Raw genomic sequence first — 18,925 nt, forward strand, 5'->3', positions numbered from 1 at the left:
AAAAAAATCGATATTTTACATGTATTATATACGAATTTAACATAAACATGTAGAAATAAAGTAAGTTATTAACAATATTATCGAATAATATGGATTTATTGCAAGTGCGGTAATAAAAATGGGGGATGTTTACTTGGTCTCCGGTATGACAATATGATATCAACTTGGAAATCCTTCTAATTGTATAGAAACCGTCCATTAAACATGGACGGTTTCGTCATCAAAGCAAAAAGACACTAAGTCCTTATAAGTCATAATATGTAAACTTTGACTTTTGCTGTCCAGCTTCAGCACCTATCGACTAGCAAACTTCTTGCCCCTCTCTTTTGCGTAAGTCTACATCGATTCGTCCTATCGGACTCATCGTGTTTCCTTTATCTCAGTCGATGGCCCTGAAGTTTGTACGTCGATGGGCAAGACGCATTCGCTTTTCTTAATTATGCCTTTTCAGATGAACCAAATTCACGCATTTTGCCTTTTACCGTTTCTTTAATGGCATCGCGTGCAGGTCCCAAATATTTACGTGGATCATACATATCTGGATCTGCTGCTAACACTTCACGAACACGTGCTGCAGAAGCAATTTGGTTTTCAGTATTTACATTAATTTTCGCTGTTCCAAGTGAAATCGCACGTTGGATGTCTTTTGTTGGAATGCCTGTTCCGCCATGAAGAACAAGTGGTACTCCAGTTAAATTCATGACTTCTTCCATACGATCAAATCCTAGGTTAGGTTCACCTTTATAAGGACCGTGAACTGAACCTAAAGCAGGAGCGAAGCAATCTACTTTCGTTTCACGAACGAGTCGATCACACTCTTCTGGAATTGCATAAGCTGCATCAGCATCGTCAACTGACAAATCATCTTCTTGACCACCGATTCTGCCAAGTTCAGCTTCAACAGAAACACCGAACATATGTGCAAGCTCGACTACTTTCTTCGTCAATTCAATGTTCTCTTCAAGTGGATAATGAGATCCATCAATCATGACAGATGTGAAGCCAGCATAAATTGCTTTTGCACAAGCTTCAAAGCTTGATCCATGGTCTAAATGGATGGCTACAGGAACGGTTGTACCATATTCCTCCATAAGGGTTTCGACCATTTTAACGACAAACTTGAAACCACCCATATAGCGTGCAGCACCTTCTGATACACCTAGTATAACAGGAGATTTTTCTTCTTCTGCCGCTAGTATGATCGCTTGTGTAAATTCAAGATTATTTAAGTTAAATTGACCTACCGCGTATTTTCCTTCCTTCGCTTTATTAAGCATTTCGGTCATGGAAACTAAAGGCATTCTTTTTTCCTCCTCTGAGTTAAACTGCGCACTGATGTGCATGATTAATCCCTTCCTCAGGCAAGGACAGAGATATTTTTCATTTTCATCATATCAAATTCATCAATTGTTTACCAACTATGAAAATGATTTTTGTCAGAGGAAATTGAAATATAAAAAATTTTATTACTATGTGTCTAATTTTAAAGGTATGTATGTTTTAATAGTTTGACGAAGTTCAACAATGTCAAACGGTTTTGTAAAATGTGCTAAGGCTCCTAATTTCTTTGCCGCTTCGATTTTTTCTAGTTCTCCATATGCAGTCATAATAATGACACGAATGTCTGGTTTTATTTTTTTCATTTGCTGCAGTATTTCTAATCCATCCATCCCAGGTATTTTCATATCAAGTAAAACAAGATCAAGGGTATGTTTTTTGGTAATAGCAAGAGCTTGTAACCCATTTGCTGCTTGGAAAACTTGATAGCCTTCTTTTTGTAAAATTTCATTCAATAAAATACGAATTCCAAATTGGTCATCGACAATCAAAATTTTCTCCTTCATTTTATCCCCCTCTTTGCTTTCATTATAACGAACATTCCAAAAAATTAATAGAGCATTTAGATGGATTTAGTTAAATGTTTTCTCGGAGAATACAAAACAACAACTAATGTATTCTCCATCACACCCTTATTGTCCTTCCTATAAAAAACAATCTTATTTGACATAATTTAATGTTTATGTTGATTTGCATCAAGGTTCTCCTTTTTACTAGTGGTACATTAGCTCCAATTGACACGTTTTTTCCATATGAGACTACGCCTTCAGCTCTAAACAACATAGTGGAAAATCAGTAGTGAACTTTAGTGAGCTTTAATAAAAACAAATGTAAAAGTATAATAGTAAAGAGGAGTGGATAACATGCAGAAAATGTTTACGACCCAGTTAGCGGGTTTGTTCAAACGAATATTTGAAAAAGAAGAATTTAATATAGAAGATGGTGCTCGATTATTGGCACAAGCTCCTGTTGGAGAAGGTGCCATTTTTATAAAAGGTTTTAAGGAAATGGAAGGTATTTTGGCAGAAGCAATAGATGGAGCAGAACCTTTAAAAAGCGCATTGCGTTTGGAATCAGTGGATACATTAACGAACGCTGATAGAGTATTATTGATCACACGTTTTGCGGATGATATAGAAGCAATCTCAATTGGTGAAAATCTTATAGAAAAAAACATACCGTTCGTTGCGATCGCTGGTGAAAATAAGTCGGAAGGTAGAAGCTTAGCCGATTTGGCAGATGTTTTTATTCCAACGTATATAGTTAAGCCACTACTTCCAACCGAAGATGGTAGTCGTGTTGGGTTCCCTTCCTTAATGGCAGCACTTTATATTTATTTTTCATTGAAGTTTTCGATAGAAGATATTTTAGAGGAATATGAATAAGTTATTAGCTCTTAAGAAGAAAAGGAGGACGATGCCGGTTTCCCGATTGCTCGTCCTTCCCTTAAAAACTCCCTCATTTGGTCATAATTGCTGCTCGATTAAGTTCGAATTACGCAAGGCCCCCCCTCGTTTGTCACAATTCCTGATCAATTGGCCCAAACTTACATAAGTACTGATACGTTTCTTACAATTCATTATCAATGATATCTATGAAACTTATTAATAATTCCATTAAAGTAAGAGTTATACTTCCTTATATCAAGATCTCAGCTATTTTTTGAAAAATAGTAGGATCCACCATTTCCGTGCATAACATTATTGATCCACTATACAAAAAGGACCGGTATCAAAGTATACCGGCCCATTCAAATTATTGGTTATACATATGTTCAACAGACAAAGCGTTATATTTTTCAACGCATAAAATTACTTTTTATTCAAAGATGCTTCAATGAACCCGTAGAAAAGTGGATGTGGGCGCGTTGGACGTGAAGTAAATTCTGGATGGAATTGGCAGGCAACGAACCAAGGATGATCGGCAAGTTCAATGATTTCCACTAATCGTCCATCTGGACTAGTTCCTGAGAAAATAAAGCCTTCTGCTTCCATCTGTTCACGATATTCATTATTAAACTCATAACGATGGCGATGGCGTTCTTCTACTAAATCTTCTTGATAAGCCTCATATGCTTTCGTACCAGGTTGAAGCTTACAAGGATATAGTCCTAAACGCAATGTTCCGCCAAGATCCTCGACTCCTTCTTGGTTAGGTAAAAGGTCGATGATTGGATATGGTGTTTCAGGATTAATTTCAGAAGAATTTGCTGTTTCTAAACTTAGAACATTTCTAGCATATTCAACAGAAGCAAGTTGCATTCCTAAGCAGATTCCAAGGAAAGGAATCTTATTTTCACGTGCATATTTTATAGCTGCAATTTTACCTTCTATTCCTCTGTCCCCAAAACCTCCAGGAACAAGAATGCCATTAACATCGCCAAGCTCAGCTTTTGTATTTTCTTCAGAAATAAGTTCAGCATTAAGCCATTTAATTTCTATGTCTGAGTCAAATGCATATCCTGCATGCTTTAATGCTTCAACTACAGAAATATAAGCGTCCTGCAATTCAACATATTTACCAACAAGTGCAATCTTTGTTGTTTTAGAAAGACCTTGCACTTTTTCAACAAGCTGTTTCCACTCCGTCATATCTGCTTCGCGGCAGTCGAGTTTCAAATGCTCACATACAAGTTGATCTAGCTTTTGATCTTGTAATGAAAGTGGAATGGAATACAATGTACTTGCATCAGCAGCTTCAATAACGGCTTCTTTATCAATATCACAGAATAAGGCCCTTGTCCTTCATTTCTTGAGAAATTGGCATTTCCGTACGAACGACAATGACATTCGGCTGAATACCTAGACTATGAAGTTCTTTCACACTATGTTGTGTTGGCTTTGTTTTCATTTCTCCCGCAGCCTTTAAATAAGGAACGAGGGTACAATGAATGTACATGACATTTTTACGGCCAACATCATTTTTCATTTGCCTAATTGCTTCTAAAAATGGTAGAGATTCAATATCCCCAACCGTACCGCCAATTTCTGTAATGACGACATCGGCTTTTGTTTTTTCCGCAGCACGAAAGATGCGATCTTTAATTTCATTCGTAATATGAGGAATGACTTGAACCGTGCCGCCAAGATAATCGCCGCGACGTTCTTTTTTGATGACTTCTGAATATATTTTTCCAGTTGTCACGTTACTATATTTATTTAAATTAATATCTATAAAGCGCTCGTAATGCCCTAAATCTAGATCGGTCTCAGCACCATCATCTGTAACGAAAACTTCCCCATGCTGGTAAGGGCTCATCGTTCCGGGATCTACGTTAAGATACGGATCGAATTTTTGGATAGTAACCTTAATCCGCGGTTTTTTAGCAACCTGCCGAGCGATGCAGCTGTAATTCCTTTTCCTAAAGATGATACAACTCCGCCGGTTACGAAAATATATTTTGACACTACTATTTCCTCCTTTATGACATTAGTAAGCCCCTAATCAAACAACGCATATCTTTACGTTGGCACCTCTTAGTATGATCAATGTATCAACAGAAGGAGATGCTTTTCTAATGCCACAAAACCCAGCGACTCTATCTTCCCCCTGATTTCTATACGTATTGTCAAAACCTATATAGTAAAAAGTTAATAATTCCTTGATTTAAAAGGGGTTATAAGAAAAAACTTGCCACTCCCTAAATTCCGGGGATAATCCGATTAGGAAGTGACAAGTTGTTGTTCTCTCAATTATTAATTAATTATAATACAGATTCTCTGTCGGGTATACCGGGTCATTGGTGATATCGATGCCAAGTTTTTTCAGGGTCTGTTCGTTTTCTGTGTTCAAAATGACCGTAGAATGAGCTTGTGCGGTTTTTAAATTCGGCAGTTGCTGATAAGCGAGCTGAGCAGTAGGATTGGTGACCGCACTGATTGCCAATGCAATCAACAATTCGTTTGCACTTAATGTCGGTACTCTACTGTTTAGATCATCGGTTTTTAAACGCTGGATGGTTTGCAAAATCATCGGTGCTAAAAGATCAATTTCATCCGCTACATTAGCCAATAACTTCAACCCATTCAGAATCGCCGCTGCCGAAGCATCCATTAGTTTTGTGGTTCGACCAGTAATGATCTCGCCGTTTGGCAGTTCGATCGCAATCACTGCCTGAAGATTCGTGCTGCCGATCCTATCCTGCACCGTGATTGCATAGTCGCGTGCTGGCAATACGGGTACCCGATCTTCTTTTTTCAAGTCGATTTCTTCCAAAATCACTTGCATACGCCGAAGAGTATCTTCATCTGCCAATCCTTTTTTATAGTCGTTTTCTACAGCGAAACTGCGCCGAATGATTTCTTGCTTTGCAGCTTCCCGTACGACTTGATCATCTATAATACCCGACTTAAGGCGATTGACACCCATATCGGTCGGCGATTGATAAACAGATTCTTTACCCGTGATTTTTTCAATAATCCGTTTGATGACTGGGAACGTTTCGATATCGCGATTGTAATTGACCGCCACTTCTCCATAAGCTTCATAGTGGTAGTTGTCGATCATATTTACGTCTTTTAAATCCACAGTAGCGGCTTCATAAGCAATATTCACCGGATGCTTCAATGGTAAGTTCCAAACGGGAAAAGTTTCAAACTTTGCGTAGCCTATTTTGTTTCCTAGTTCATGTTCGTGGTACATTTGGTTTAAACAAGTCGCGAGTTTTCCGCTTGCCGGACCTGGCCCTGTTACCACTATGATCGGCTTTGACGTTTCAATATAAGGGTTCTTTGCAAATCCTTCCTCGCCGAGGATCGCTTCCACATTCGTCGGATAACCTTCAATCGCGCGATGAGTGTAAACGTTGATACCGTTCCGTTCCAGCTTCGCCATGAATACTTTGGCATTCGGTTGCTCTTGGTAACGTGTAATCAAGACACTGTTAACAGATATGCCGTATCCGCGATATTCATCGATCAAGCGCAAAACATCTTGGTCATAAGTAATGCCATAATCTTCGCGTATTTTGTTCCGTTCAATGTCACTTGCATACACACAGATAATGATCTCCGCTTTTTCCTTCAGTGTTGCCAACAACTTCAACTTTGCATCTTCATCAAATCCCGGCAAAACACGCTTGGCATGTTTGTCGCCGATCAATTTGCCGCCGAACTCCAAGTAAAGCTTATCATAGTGTTGTACCCGTTCAAGGATATAGGAAGATTGTTCTTTCAAGTATTTCTCTGAATCAAATCCAACTTTTTTCATCTTTCTTCCGCTCACTTTCGAATGTGAATAACAAATTCTCCATCTTATGTATGATACACTATAGTTCCCTCTTTGCACGAAAGAACTCTTTATTAGTATCTTTATCGGAAACTCATTTTCCTCTTTGCTAACATTACATCTATATTGGCTATTAAAGCCATATTTTCACCTCAGATAGTCAAATCATTTTGATTGCATTTTTAATATACTTTTTCAAAAGTTCTTGAAAAACAGTTGTAATGAGATGTAAAAAACGATGACCCAGCTAATGATGGCAATACTCGGGATTCATCTTAGCCGATTAACACGCCAGCGTTAGTAAAGCAAAGATACATGACTAATTACCCCCCTTTGGTCACATAAACATAGTTGTAAAATCGTGGCTTATTTTGATTATGTTAAGAAGTCCATAAAAAATGCCCTTTGTAAAAAGGCATCTCAAAATTTTATACTTGTACCTCAATGTTAAGGCATCGTTTTTTTAGTTCCGTAATAAATTCAAACACATCTACCTTTGAACGAAAAACCATTGGATAATCGCACCCCCGTATAATTATTATACGGGTTATTTTGACATTTCATATGATTCCTCAATTTGTAGATTCCTAAGAAAAAAATAAAAAAAGCCCCCACTACAAAAGTAAGGGAGCGTGAAATCATTATTCTTCAGTCCTTTTTCAAGGAGCCCAAATAAAATTCTACATACTCACGGAATGTAAGTCAAGAGGATTATTCTTCTTCCTCATCCTCTTCTTCTTCGAGGTCTTCATCTTCATCATCTAAATCAAGATCTTCCTCTTCTTCTTCTATTTCATAATCATCTTCTATTATTTCATCATCTTCGAAGTCTTCTTCTTCTTCTTCTTCTTCACGCAATGCTTCAAGACTCTCATCTTCATCATCTAGATCATCATCAGTATCATCGAAATCTTCGTCTTCATCGAGATCATATTCAAGATCTTCATCTTCAAGATCCAAATCATCATCCAATGCCGCTTTAGCCTTTTTCTTCTTCTTCGTTTTTACAGGAGCGATAATTTCCTCATCGATCTGATCAATCGGATACCACTCACGTAAACCCCAACGATTCTCTCCAAGTGTTAAAAAGCGGCCATCCACATTCAAATCTGTATAAAATTGTAGCATCCGCTGAATTTTCTCTTGTTCTGTCAGTTCAAGATAATTTGCAATTTCTTCTACGAGATCTTTAAATAAAATTGCTTCTCTTTTCTCTTCAAAAATATGTTGAGCAATTTCAATGAAAGACATTTCTTTTAATTCTTCTTTGGACAATTGCAATAAATTCAAAAACCGCACATCCCTTCACTCTAATTACTAAATAATATGCGCTTTATTTACTTATTATCGTAAAATAATAAGCGCTAGAGCTAGACATAATATGCCTAGTTTAAAAATGATAAGTCCATAAACTAAAAATCCATACTCACCATTATAAACAAATTGTTTTCATTTATGCCACTGTTTTTGCCAATTATTAAATGTTTTTATATATTCATCCTTCAACTAAAGAAAAAACATAGAAATTTTGAATAGAAAACTTATTGTTTCAAGTAAATTTACTTCTTTTACTTGGGATTGTACTACCTTTACAAAACATTAGATTTGTTGAAGGGTTTATGAACTCATTGTGTAATTTCAAGGTTTAGACTTGTGAGGGATCATTCACCCACACTGTCCTTTTACATATTCCTACGGTACTTGCCGCCGACTGCATAAAGGGCATTTGTAATTTGTCCAAGACTAGCCACTTTTGTTGTTTCCATTAGTTCTGCAAATATATTTCCTCCAGTAATGGCCGTTTCTTTTAATCTGGCAAGTGCCTGCTCCACCTTATCTTTATGTTTATGTTGGAACGATGTTAAGTTTCGAATTTGCGTTTCTTTTTCTTCTTTTGACGCACGGGCAAGTTGGATGTCGTTCATTTCTTCTTCTGTCGGTGGATTCGGATTCAAATACGTATTGACTCCAATGATTGGTAGTTTTCCTGAATGCTTTAGCATTTCGTAATACATGGATTCTTCTTGAATTTTCCCGCGCTGATACTGAGTTTCCATAGAGCCTAATACTCCACCACGGTCGTTTAGTCGCTCAAACTCTTGTAAAACGGCTTCTTCAACCAAATCCGTCAGTTCTTCAATGATAAAAGAACCTTGAAGAGGATTTTCATTTTTTGATAAGCCATGCTCTTTCGTTATGATCATTTGTATTGCCATAGCGCGACGGACTGACTCTTCAGTCGGAGTCGTTATCGCCTCATCGTACGCATTTGTATGAAGAGAATTACAATTGTCCTGGAGGGCCATCAACGCTTGTAATGTTGTACGGATGTCGTTAAAATCGATTTCTTGAGCATGCAGAGACCGCCCAGATGTTTGAATATGATATTTCAACTTTTGACTACGTTCATCCCCTCCATATTTATTACGCATAACCGACGCCCAAATTCGTCTTGCCACTCTGCCAATTACTGTATATTCGGGGTCTAAACCGTTTGAAAAAAAGAATGAAAGATTCGGAGCAAAATCATTAATATTCATTCCTCGACTCAAATAATACTCCAAATACGTGAAGCCATTAGCAAGGGTAAATGCCAACTTTGATATCGGATTAGCCCCTGCTTCTGCAATATGGTAGCCAGAAATCGAAACGGAATAGTAATTCCGGATCTTATGATCAATAAAATATTGCTGGATGTCCCCCATCATGCGCAAAGCAAATTCGGTTGAAAAAATACATGTATTCTGTCCTTGATCTTCTTTTAAAATATCAGCCTGTACCGTTCCTCTAACTGTTTCTAAAGTTCGAGCCTTTACTTTTTCATATTCTTCGTCTGTAATCGTTCTGCCTAGTTCTTTCGATTTCATTTCGGCTTGCTGGACAATGGCTGTATTTAAAAACATCGCTAATATAATCGGTGCTGGCCCATTGATCGTCATCGATACAGACGTTGTTGGTGAGCAGAGATCGAAGCCTGCATACAGTTTATTCATATCATCCAGTGTACAAATACTGACGCCACTTTCCCCTACTTTTCCATAAATATCCGGCCGATAATCCGGATCTTCCCCATACAAAGTAACGGAGTCAAAAGCAGTGCTCAATCGCTTTGCTTCATCATCTTTCGATAAAAAATGAAAACGGCGATTTGTTCGTTCAGGAGTTCCTTCCCCTGCAAATTGTCGTTTCGGATCTTCTCCTTGACGTTTAAAAGGAAATACACCTGCAGTAAAAGGGAACGCCCCCGGAACATTTTCCTTATACACAAATCTTAATATTTCTCCGTAGTCTTCGAATTTCGGAAGGGAGACTTTTGGTATAGAAAGTCCAGACAATGTATGAACTTTTAACTCGGTTGTGATTTCACGATTGCGAATGATAGTGGTGAACCGATCGGCTGCGTATTTTTCTTTTGTTGTCTCCCACTCTTCTAGAATTTTAATTGAAGTCGGAGTAAGTTGAGCTTTTGTTGTTTCTTTTACATTTATAAGTTCCTCTATTACATTAGGGGTCACTTCACTCTCTTTTGTCGCTACAATCGCTCCTTCAAGCTGAAACAGCTTGCGCGCTAGTTTTACTTGCTCTTCCGATTGTTTGTGATAATTGCGGACGGATTCGACAATTTCACGCAAATAATATTGACGATTAATCGGTATGATTACGTCCCTTTTTTCACTAACTTCTATCGGCTTTCTGGAAAAATTCCATTTCGAACCGGTTTTTTCATTTATCTTTTCAATCAATGCTGCAAACAAAGCATTCGTACCTGGGTCGTTAAATTGGCTAGCGATTGTACCGTACACAGGCATCGTTTCGAGTTGATGATCAAATAATATATGGCTACGCTGGTATTGCTTTCGAACCTGATTTCTAGCATCCTCTGAACCTTTTCGCTCAAATTTATTAATGACAATAAGATCGGCATAATCAATCATGTCGATTTTTTCAAGCTGTGAAGGAGCTCCAAATTCACTTGTCATGACGTACATTGAAATGTCGCTAACATTAATTATTTCCGCATCCCCTTGACCAATCCCACTCGTTTCAACAATAACAAGGTCTACCCCGGCCGCTTTCACGATATGAACGGCATCCTGGATCGCATTGGAAACCTCACTTCTAGAACCACGGGTTGCTAAGCTTCTCATATAAACATTTGGTGAAAAGATGGCGTTCATTCTGATTCGATCACCCAAAAGTGCTCCACCTGTTTTTTGTTTTGTCGGATCTACGGATAGAATCGCGACTTTTTTGTCCGGAAACTCATTTACAAAACGACGGATGATTTCATCTGTGAGTGAGCTTTTTCCTGCTCCGCCCGTACCTGTAATTCCAAGTACAGGAGCATTTCCTGGCTTTATATTTTCAAATATATTCGTGAGAGCTTCTTTATTGTTTTCAATAACGGTAATAAGTTTAGCGGCTGCTTGCATATTACCATCGATCAGTTTTTCAACTTCACTTTCCAGCATTGGAATGGGTGTTTCCGTATCACATTCCTTAAGCATTATATTGATCATGCCTTGTAGACCGTGGGTACGCCCGTCCTCAGGAGAAAAAATCCTTGCGATCCCATAATCGTGAAGTTCCTTTATTTCACGTGGAATGATGACTCCGCCTCCACCGCCATAAATTCTGATATGTTGAGTACCTTTTTCAACAAGTAAATCATGCATATATTTAAAATATTCAACATGGCCACCTTGATAAGAAGAAATAGCAATCCCTTGTACATCCTCTTGTATCGCTGCATTGACCACTTCTTCGACAGAACGATTATGACCGAGGTGGATCACTTCTGCACCACTCGCCTGTAAAATTCTCCTCATAATATTGATGGAGGCATCATGGCCGTCGAATAAACTGGATGCTGTTATGAATCGGATATGATTCTTCGGTCTGTAAACATCAGTCGTCACGTTACCCCTCCTATTTCGTTTGGTAGCCTTTAATCCCCGAAAATAGTAAGTCGATTTGAAGCGTAATATAGTCCTCGATAGAATAATTTTTTTTAAAAGCCCAACGTCGGAATCCCCACATTTGCCCTTGAACAAAGATATTATGCGCGAGTAAATGTTGATGTTCTTTTCCAATATCTAACTCGCCATTTTCCACACAACGATTGATCAATCGTTCAAACATCGAGACCATTTCCAGCTCTTTTTTCAAAACATAGGGAATCGCTTCTTGAGAAAGTGCCTTCGCCTCTTGGTACATGACGAGCACTTCATCCTGCATATCGTCGATTAGCTTAAAATAATGTCTGATTCCAAGTTTAAGACTTTCAAGCGTTCCTTGGCCGAGGTCGATGCTGCTTAATCGTTTGCTCACCTCATCGTAAATACTGTCGCAAACAAGATAGAGAACATCTTCTTTCGTTCTGATATATTCATATAATGTTCCAATACTGAACCCTGACGCTTTGGCAATTTCTCTTGTTGTTGTTCGATGGAAGCCCTTCTCTTTAAAAAGTGAGACCGCCCCGTGAATCATTTGATCACGACGTTTTTTAATAAGGTTTTCGTCTTTTACGGATGCATGAACCTCTCGTTTCTGCTCCAATTCCGCTTTCACCCACTTTCTATTTTGAATGTGCTAGATTCATTAGAATTACAAAACGACTATTTCGTTAACATTCGAGAAATAACGAGACGTTGAATCTCTTGAGTACCTTCATAAATCTGAGTAATTTTCGCATCTCTCATATAACGCTCTACCGGATAATCCTTCGTATATCCATACCCTCCAAATATTTGGACTGCTTCTATCGTCACTTTCATTGCCGTGTCTCCCGCCATTAGCTTAGACATTGCAGATTCTTTTCCGTATGGTAGACCCGCTGATTCCAGCCATGCTGCTTGATATGTGAGGAGGCGTGATGCTTCAATCGATGTCGCCATATCAGCAAGCTTGAAAGAGATTCCTTGATTTTCGACAATTGGTTTTCCGAATTGCTTTCTCTCTTTTGCGTAAGCTATTGCAGCATCTAGCGCTCCTTGGGCGATCCCAACCGCTTGGGCAGCAATTCCGTTTCGACCACCATCAAGTGTCATCATCGCAATTTTGAAACCTTGCCCCACTTCGCCGAGAACATTTTTAACAGGTACTTTGCAATCTTCAAAAATGATTTCAGTAGTCGGTGATGAGCGAATGCCCAGTTTTTTCTCCTTTTTCCCCACAGCAAAGCCTTCAAAATCTTTTTCAATAATAAATGCCGTTGTACTTCGGTTGTCATTCGGATTGGTTAGGGCAAAAACAATATAAATGTCCGCAATTCCACCATTTGTGATGAAAATTTTCGATCCGTTTAATATATAATTGTCACCATCCAGACGAGCCGTACTTTTCATCCCGCCTGCATCAGAGCCAGATCCAGGTTCAGTAAGTCCGTAAGCACCTATTTTTGATCCTTCAGCCAGTGGTCGTAAATATGTTTGTTTCTGTTCTTCCGTTCCAAATTTAAATAATGGCCAACAGGCGAGTGATGTGTGAGCAGAAAGTGTAACACCTGTTGATGCACACACCCGTGAAAGCTCTTCTACCGCGATACAGTACGCCAAATAGTCGCTCCCTATTCCACCGTACTCCTCCGGCCAAGGTATTCCCGTCAATCCAAGTTCAGCCATTTTTTTAAATATCTCCATATCAAAGCGCTCTTCTTCATCTCTCTCTGCTGCAGTTGGCGCAACTTCATTCTCAGCAAAATCCCGGACCATCTTACGAATCATTTCATGCTCTTCACTTAGTCGAAAATTCATCCCTTTTTCCTCCTAACCCGTCCCTATGGGGACTGTCCCCATAGGGGCGGGTTCACTTTTTTAGTAGATGTTTTGCAATGACAATACGTTGAATTTCGCTTGTGCCTTCATATATTTCGGTGATTTTGGCATCGCGAAAATAACGTTCGACCGGGTAGTCCTTCGTGTAGCCGTAGCCGCCAAACACTTGGAGAGCTTCTGTTGCCACTTCAACGGCAGTTTTAGAAGTGAACAGCTTTGCCATGGAGGCTTCTTTTCCGCATGGGATTCCTCTTTGCCACAAATCGGCAGCTCGATAGACTAAGAGACGTGAACTTTCAACAGCTGCCGCCATGTCTGATAATTTAAAGGCAATTCCTTGTTGTTCAGCGATAGGCTTTCCGAATTGTTTACGTTCACCAGCATATTTAATTGCCGCTTCAAAAGCGGCCTCTGCAATCCCTAACGCTTGAGCCGCAATTCCAATTCGACCAATATTTAAATTGGAAAGCGCAATTTTGAAGCCTTTCCCTTCTTCGCCAAGCCTATTTTCGACCGGCACTAAAGCATCCTCAAACGTTATTTGCACTGTTCTTGAGCCATGGAGTCCCATTTTTTTTTCATCTTTTCCTATGATTAAACCCGGCGTATCCTTCTCCACGATAAAAGCGGTCATCCCTCTGCTGCCCGCATTCGGATCCGTTAAGGCAAATACAATATAAAGGTCGGCTTCTCCGCCATTCGAAACAAAGGCTTTCGTTCCATTTAGTTTGTAGTGATCATCAACTCGGGTCGCACGAGTTTGAATATTAGCAGCATCCGATCCTGCATTTGGTTCTGTAAGCGAAAATGCTCCTAAATATTCTCCTTTTGCAAGCTTCGTTACATATTTTTGTTTTTGATCTTCCGTTCCAAAGTAAACAATCGGATTTGTACCGACGGAAGTATGGACAGATAAAATGACCCCCATAGTCGCACTAATCTTAGAAATTTCGTGTATAGCGATAATATAAGAAGTAAAATCCATTTCCGAACCACCATATGTTTCAGGAACGGTAATTCCCATTAATCCGAGTGGCCCCATCTTTTTTAAAGCTTCACGTGGAAATTCACCAGCTTCCATTTTTTCAATACATGGTGTAATTTCCTTTACCGCAAAATCACGAACCATATTCCTCATCATCAACTGTTCATCGGTAAATTGGAATCTCATAGTGGACCTCCTAAAATTAAGGAATCAGCCGTATTCGTAAATACCGCGTCCAGTCTTTTTACCAAGCCTACCTGCCTTCACGTATTTTCGTAAAAGTGGACATGGTCGATATTTATCGTCGCCAAAGCCATCATGCAACGTTTCCATAATATAGAGGCATGTATCGAGTCCAATAACGTCAGCTAATGTAAGAGGCCCCATTGGGTGATTCATCCCAAGCTTCATCACTTCATCAATCGCTTCCTTCGTTGCTACACCTTCATAAAGAGTAAAGATAGCCTCGTTGATCATAGGCATAAGGACACGATTCGAAACAAATCCTGGAAAATCATTCACTTCAACAGGTACTTTCCCAAGAGCTTTCGCCATAGCTTCAACCACTTCATATACTTCATCATCTGTGGCAAGCCCTCGAATAATTTCTACCAATCTCATAACTGGTACAGGATTCATAAAGTGCATGCCGATCACTCTTTCCGGTCGATTTGTTGCGGCAGCGATTTCTGTAATCGGGAGTGAAGATGTGTTGGAGGCGAGGATCGCATGTTGCGGAGCAATCTCATCTAACTTAGAGAAAATCTCTTTTTTTATCCCCATATTTTCGGTTGCAGCCTCAATGATGATATCCACGTTATTTGCATCGATTACATCAGTGGAACTGTATAAGTTTTCCATTACATTTTCTTTCTCTATTTCTGTCATTCTTCCTTTTGTAACTTGGCGGTTTAAATTTTGCTCGATTATCTTGAAACCTTTTTCCACAAGTTCATCCGCCAAGTCATTCAAGTACACTTTGTATCCTGCCGCTGCACATACTTGGGCAATCCCTGAGCCCATTTGCCCAGCACCGACGACCATCACTGTTTTGATATCCATATTATGATTCCACCACCTGTGCAACTTCGATTAGAACCGCATCACCTTGACCGCCGCCTGAACATATCGACGCTATTCCTAGTCCACCTCCACGTCGTCTCAATTCGTATGCCAAAGTTAAAATAATCCTCGCTCCACTAGCTCCGATTGGATGCCCAAGCGCGATTGCACCACCGTTTACATTCACTTTTTCGGATAGGAGATTAGCAATTTTATTACTTGTAAGAGCTACAGCTGCAAAAGCTTCATTGATTTCAAATAGATCAATGTCCTCTAAAGTTTTTCCGTATTTATTTAAAAGTTTATTGATGACAATTCCAGGAGTTTGTGGGAAATCCTTCGCTTTTACTGCCACTTCTGCATGCCCGAGAATGTAAGCAAGTGGCTGCTTCCCTTCCTTTTTGGCACGTTCTTCACTCATTAATACAAGTGCCGCTGCACCATCGTTTACTCCAGGGGCGTTTCCAGCCGTGATCGTTCCATCTTTGTCGAAGACAGGCCTGAGCTTTGCCAATTTATCTAGCGTCGTATCCTTGCGCGGTGCCTCGTCATCCTTTATGACTAGAGGATCGCCTTTTCGCTGTGGAATTTCTACTTCAACAATTTCCTCGGCTAACCTCCCTAACTCGATTGCTTTTACGGCTCTTTCGTGGCTCCTAAATGCCCATTCATCTTGCTCTTCCCTCGTAATCTCAAATTCTCTTGCCGTCTGATTTCCGTACGTTCCCATATGCACACCTGCAAACGAACAAGTGAGACCATCATGAGTAAGTAAATCGACTAATGCAGCATCGCCCATTTTGTATCCCCATCTTGCGTTCGGCAACATATAGGGAGCATTTGACATGGATTCCATTCCACCAGCTACAATCAGTTCTTCTTCTCCTAATCGAATGATTTGATCCGCAAGTGTGACAGCTCTCATTCCTGAGGCACAAACTTTATTAATCGTTTCTGTTTTTACATTCCAAGGGATTCCGGCCTCCCAAGCAGTCTGTCTTGATGGCAATTGCCCCTGCCCGCCTTGTAAAACAGTTCCAAGTATGACCTCCTGCACCTCTTCAGGTCTCACATTGGCTCTCTCCATTGCCTCTCTTACTGCAATCCCACCTAGTTCTGAAGCTGTTAATGAACTAAGAGCTCCTCCAAATTTTCCAAAAGGAGTCCGTGCACCAGCAAGAATAACTGTTTTCGCCATAAACGATTCTCTCCTTTTTTAAAAAAATTAGTAAACGCTTACAATACCTTCGACTGAACGCTCGCTCAATTTCATTTTTTAAATAAGCGCTTCAAATAATATTGAAGCGCTTATGTTTTATGAAACAAGATCTGCTTCTTCTCCAAAGACTGCTTTCTCCAACAGCTCTGCTACATCATACGTTTTCACCGTGTCTTCTACTTCCTTCGCTTTCGTACCATCTGAGAGCATCGTCAAACAATAAGGACATCCTGAACTGATGATTGAAGGATTGAGGGCAAGGGCTTGTTCTGTTCTAGCTACATTCACACGCTGACCTATATCCTCCTCCATCCACATTAGTCCTCCCCCAGCTCCACAGCACATGGCATTTTCGCGATTACGCTTGATTTCTACGAGTGTTACGCCAGGAATGGATTTAAGGATTTCTCTCGGTGGATCATACACATCGTTATAACGTCCTAGATAGCAAGAGTCATGGAATGTAATTGTTTCTTTTACAGCATATCGCGGATGTAAACGACCTTCTTTAACAAGTTGATCAAGGAGCTCTGTATGATGATATACCTCCGCTTTGAATCCAAAATCAGGGTATTCATTTTTAAAAATATTATATGCGTGCGGATCGATCGTTACGATTTTCTTCACGTCATTTTTTTCGAACTCAGCAATATTGGCAGTTGCAAGTTCTTGGAATAAAAATTCATTTCCAAGACGACGTGGTGTATCACCCGAATTTTTTTCCTTATTTCCAAGAATGGCAAAGGTAACCCCAGCTTCGTTTAACAATTTTGCAAAGGAAAGAGCAATTTTTTGACTACGATTATCAAAAGCCCCCATCGAACCAACCCAGAATAAATATTCGAAGTCTTCTCCTGCTTTTTTCAATTCTTTAATAGTTGGTACAAATACATCTTCGTGAGCCTCCCGCCAATTTTCTTTTTCCTTGCGGTTCAGACCCCATGGATTTCCTTGTCGCTCAATGTTTTGCATCGCTCGCTGTGCATCGGGGTTCATTTTTCCTTCAGTTAGAACAAGATAGCGGCGCATATCAATGATGTGACTGACATGTTTATTCATCACTGGACATTGGTCTTCACAGTTACGACATGTTGTACAAGCCCATAATTCCTCTTCCGTAATAATTTCACCTATCATGCTAGGCTCATAGTTTAGAGTAGCAGCCGTTTCTTCTGCTCCCTGACCTTTAGCCGCTTTTGCGATTTTGTTCCCGACAGTTCCTCCAAAAGCAAAAGTAGGAACCCATGGTTGCTTTTGAGTGACAGCCGCCCCGTAGTTCGTTAGATGATCACGAAGCTTCGTCATAATATCCATCGGGGAAAGCATTTTTCCTGTTCCTGATGCCGGGCACATATTCGTACAGCGGCCACATTCGACACAAGCGTATAAATCAACGAGCTGGAGATCGGTAAATTCATTAATTTTCCCAACACCAAAGCTTTCTTGTTTTTCATCTTCAAAGTCAATTGGCGCGAGTTTCTTCCCACTATCTAGTGGTTCAAGATATACATTGGCAGGGCCCGCAATTAAATGAGCGTGCTTTGATTGAGGTACATAGACAAGAAAAGCGAGTAACAAAAACAAATGGACCCACCAGAAAATATAAAATACAACTGCCGCAGCTATCGGGCTCATCCAACCGAAAAGAGACGCAATAGCGGAAGCGACAGGCTCAGTCCATGTTAATGATTCTTCTTGCCAAATGAGGGACATGCCATTTCCGAACAAAACTGATAGCATAAGCCCACCGATAAAAATTAGAACAAGACTAGGGTAAAATCCACGTTTTAAACGGGCTAATTTTTCAATATAACGTCTATAAAAAGCCCATACGACCGCTATTAGAATAAGAAGAGTAACTAATTCTTGGAAAAATTTAAAACCTGGATAAAGAGGACCGAGAGGAAGGTGAGAACTTGGTGCTAGGCCTTTCCAAATGAAGTCAATCGCACCAAACTGAACAAGGATAAATCCGTAAAAAAACATGACATGAATCAAACCGCTTTTTTTATCTTTAAGGAGTTTCTTTTGACCAAACACATTGATCCAAATATTACTTAAACGCGCTTTAACATCATTATGAAACTCTGCTTTTTTTCCTAGTTTAATATAAGTAATTCGTGTTCTGACAACATACACGAATAAGGAAATGGCGTAAGCGGTTACAAACAGAAACGCTAGCCAATTTAGCCAAAATAACATCTCAATAATCGCACTCCCTTCCAGCGTAATCCGAACTTTTATTACCTCCATTATATAATGAATGAGCATTCAGTCAAGACTGAAATTACTCTAATAATGTATATGAAAAAAGTT

The 18,925-nt window shown here is 39.6% G+C and carries 12 protein-coding genes and 1 pseudogene; 1 reads left to right on the plus strand and 12 read right to left on the minus strand.

What is annotated here, in order from left to right:
• Nucleotides 1–437: 437 nt before the first annotated feature.
• Nucleotides 438–1,301: a class II fructose-1,6-bisphosphate aldolase gene (fba, locus tag KHA93_RS13840; protein WP_213111264.1), complete on the minus strand. Its 864-nt coding sequence runs from the start codon at nucleotides 1,299–1,301 to the stop codon at nucleotides 438–440.
• 168 nt (nucleotides 1,302–1,469) lie between these two features.
• Nucleotides 1,470–1,844 carry a response regulator gene (locus tag KHA93_RS13845; RefSeq protein ID WP_213111265.1) on the minus strand — a complete coding sequence of 125 codons (375 nt, stop codon included), beginning with the start codon at nucleotides 1,842–1,844 and terminating at the stop codon, nucleotides 1,470–1,472.
• A 357-nt stretch (nucleotides 1,845–2,201) separates the two neighbouring features.
• Here KHA93_RS13845 and KHA93_RS13850 point away from each other — a divergent pair, with 357 nt between their 5' ends.
• Nucleotides 2,202–2,723, plus strand: coding sequence for a DUF2529 domain-containing protein (locus KHA93_RS13850; protein WP_213111266.1), 522 nt, complete (start codon nucleotides 2,202–2,204; stop codon nucleotides 2,721–2,723).
• Nucleotides 2,724–3,149: 426 nt separating this feature from the next.
• Here the strand turns inward: KHA93_RS13850 and pyrG are convergent.
• The 10 genes and pseudogenes from pyrG to KHA93_RS13900 form a co-directional block, all read right to left on the minus strand.
• Nucleotides 3,150–4,745 (minus strand): annotated as a pseudogene (pyrG, locus tag KHA93_RS13855) (CTP synthase).
• Nucleotides 4,746–5,037: 292 nt separating this feature from the next.
• The gene (locus KHA93_RS13860; protein WP_213111267.1) at nucleotides 5,038–6,546 is read right to left on the minus strand and encodes a DUF1846 domain-containing protein; all 1,509 of its coding nucleotides are present in this window, start codon (nucleotides 6,544–6,546) and stop codon (nucleotides 5,038–5,040) included.
• A gap of 729 nt (nucleotides 6,547–7,275) precedes the next feature.
• Entirely contained in the window at nucleotides 7,276–7,863 is a 588-nt protein-coding gene (gene rpoE / locus KHA93_RS13865; RefSeq protein WP_349772297.1) for a DNA-directed RNA polymerase subunit delta, read from the minus strand.
• Between the two features lie 383 nt (nucleotides 7,864–8,246).
• The gene (gene icmF, locus KHA93_RS13870) at nucleotides 8,247–11,483 is read right to left on the minus strand and encodes a fused isobutyryl-CoA mutase/GTPase IcmF (protein WP_213111269.1); all 3,237 of its coding nucleotides are present in this window, start codon (nucleotides 11,481–11,483) and stop codon (nucleotides 8,247–8,249) included.
• 10 nt (nucleotides 11,484–11,493) lie between these two features.
• Nucleotides 11,494–12,126, minus strand: coding sequence for a TetR/AcrR family transcriptional regulator (locus KHA93_RS13875; protein ID WP_233711163.1), 633 nt, complete (start codon nucleotides 12,124–12,126; stop codon nucleotides 11,494–11,496).
• A gap of 59 nt (nucleotides 12,127–12,185) precedes the next feature.
• On the minus strand, nucleotides 12,186–13,322 hold the full coding sequence (locus KHA93_RS13880) for an acyl-CoA dehydrogenase (protein ID WP_213111270.1): 1,137 nt from the start codon (nucleotides 13,320–13,322) through the stop codon (nucleotides 12,186–12,188).
• A 52-nt stretch (nucleotides 13,323–13,374) separates the two neighbouring features.
• Nucleotides 13,375–14,514, minus strand: a complete 1,140-nt coding sequence (locus KHA93_RS13885) for an acyl-CoA dehydrogenase (RefSeq protein ID WP_213111271.1) — start codon at nucleotides 14,512–14,514, stop codon at nucleotides 13,375–13,377.
• Between the two features lie 24 nt (nucleotides 14,515–14,538).
• Nucleotides 14,539–15,390, minus strand: coding sequence for a 3-hydroxybutyryl-CoA dehydrogenase (locus KHA93_RS13890; RefSeq protein ID WP_213111272.1), 852 nt, complete (start codon nucleotides 15,388–15,390; stop codon nucleotides 14,539–14,541).
• 1 nt (nucleotide 15,391) lies between these two features.
• Entirely contained in the window at nucleotides 15,392–16,588 is a 1,197-nt protein-coding gene (locus KHA93_RS13895) for an acetyl-CoA C-acetyltransferase (RefSeq protein ID WP_213111273.1), read from the minus strand.
• Between the two features lie 117 nt (nucleotides 16,589–16,705).
• The gene (locus KHA93_RS13900) at nucleotides 16,706–18,862 is read right to left on the minus strand and encodes a 4Fe-4S dicluster domain-containing protein (RefSeq protein ID WP_233711164.1); all 2,157 of its coding nucleotides are present in this window, start codon (nucleotides 18,860–18,862) and stop codon (nucleotides 16,706–16,708) included.
• Nucleotides 18,863–18,925: the final 63 nt, after the last annotated feature.

It is taken from the genome of Lederbergia citrisecunda (assembly GCF_018343695.1).
Classification (GTDB): domain Bacteria; phylum Bacillota; class Bacilli; order Bacillales; family Bacillaceae_C; genus Lederbergia; species Lederbergia citrisecunda.

Excerpts from the sequence above, each read along its gene's own strand:
- fba (WP_213111264.1), bottom strand. The coding sequence starts at position 1,301 with ATGCCTTTAGTTTCCATGACCGAAATGCTTAATAAAGCGAAGGAAGGA.
- KHA93_RS13845 (WP_213111265.1), bottom strand. The coding sequence starts at position 1,844 with ATGAAGGAGAAAATTTTGATTGTCGATGACCAATTTGGAATTCGTATT.
- KHA93_RS13850 (WP_213111266.1), top strand. The coding sequence starts at position 2,202 with ATGCAGAAAATGTTTACGACCCAGTTAGCGGGTTTGTTCAAACGAATA.
- KHA93_RS13860 (WP_213111267.1), bottom strand. The coding sequence starts at position 6,546 with ATGAAAAAAGTTGGATTTGATTCAGAGAAATACTTGAAAGAACAATCT.
- KHA93_RS13880 (WP_213111270.1), bottom strand. The coding sequence starts at position 13,322 with ATGAATTTTCGACTAAGTGAAGAGCATGAAATGATTCGTAAGATGGTC.
- KHA93_RS13885 (WP_213111271.1), bottom strand. The coding sequence starts at position 14,514 with ATGAGATTCCAATTTACCGATGAACAGTTGATGATGAGGAATATGGTT.
- KHA93_RS13890 (WP_213111272.1), bottom strand. The coding sequence starts at position 15,390 with ATGGATATCAAAACAGTGATGGTCGTCGGTGCTGGGCAAATGGGCTCA.
- KHA93_RS13895 (WP_213111273.1), bottom strand. The coding sequence starts at position 16,588 with ATGGCGAAAACAGTTATTCTTGCTGGTGCACGGACTCCTTTTGGAAAA.
- KHA93_RS13900 (WP_233711164.1), bottom strand. The coding sequence starts at position 18,862 with ATGGAGGTAATAAAAGTTCGGATTACGCTGGAAGGGAGTGCGATTATT.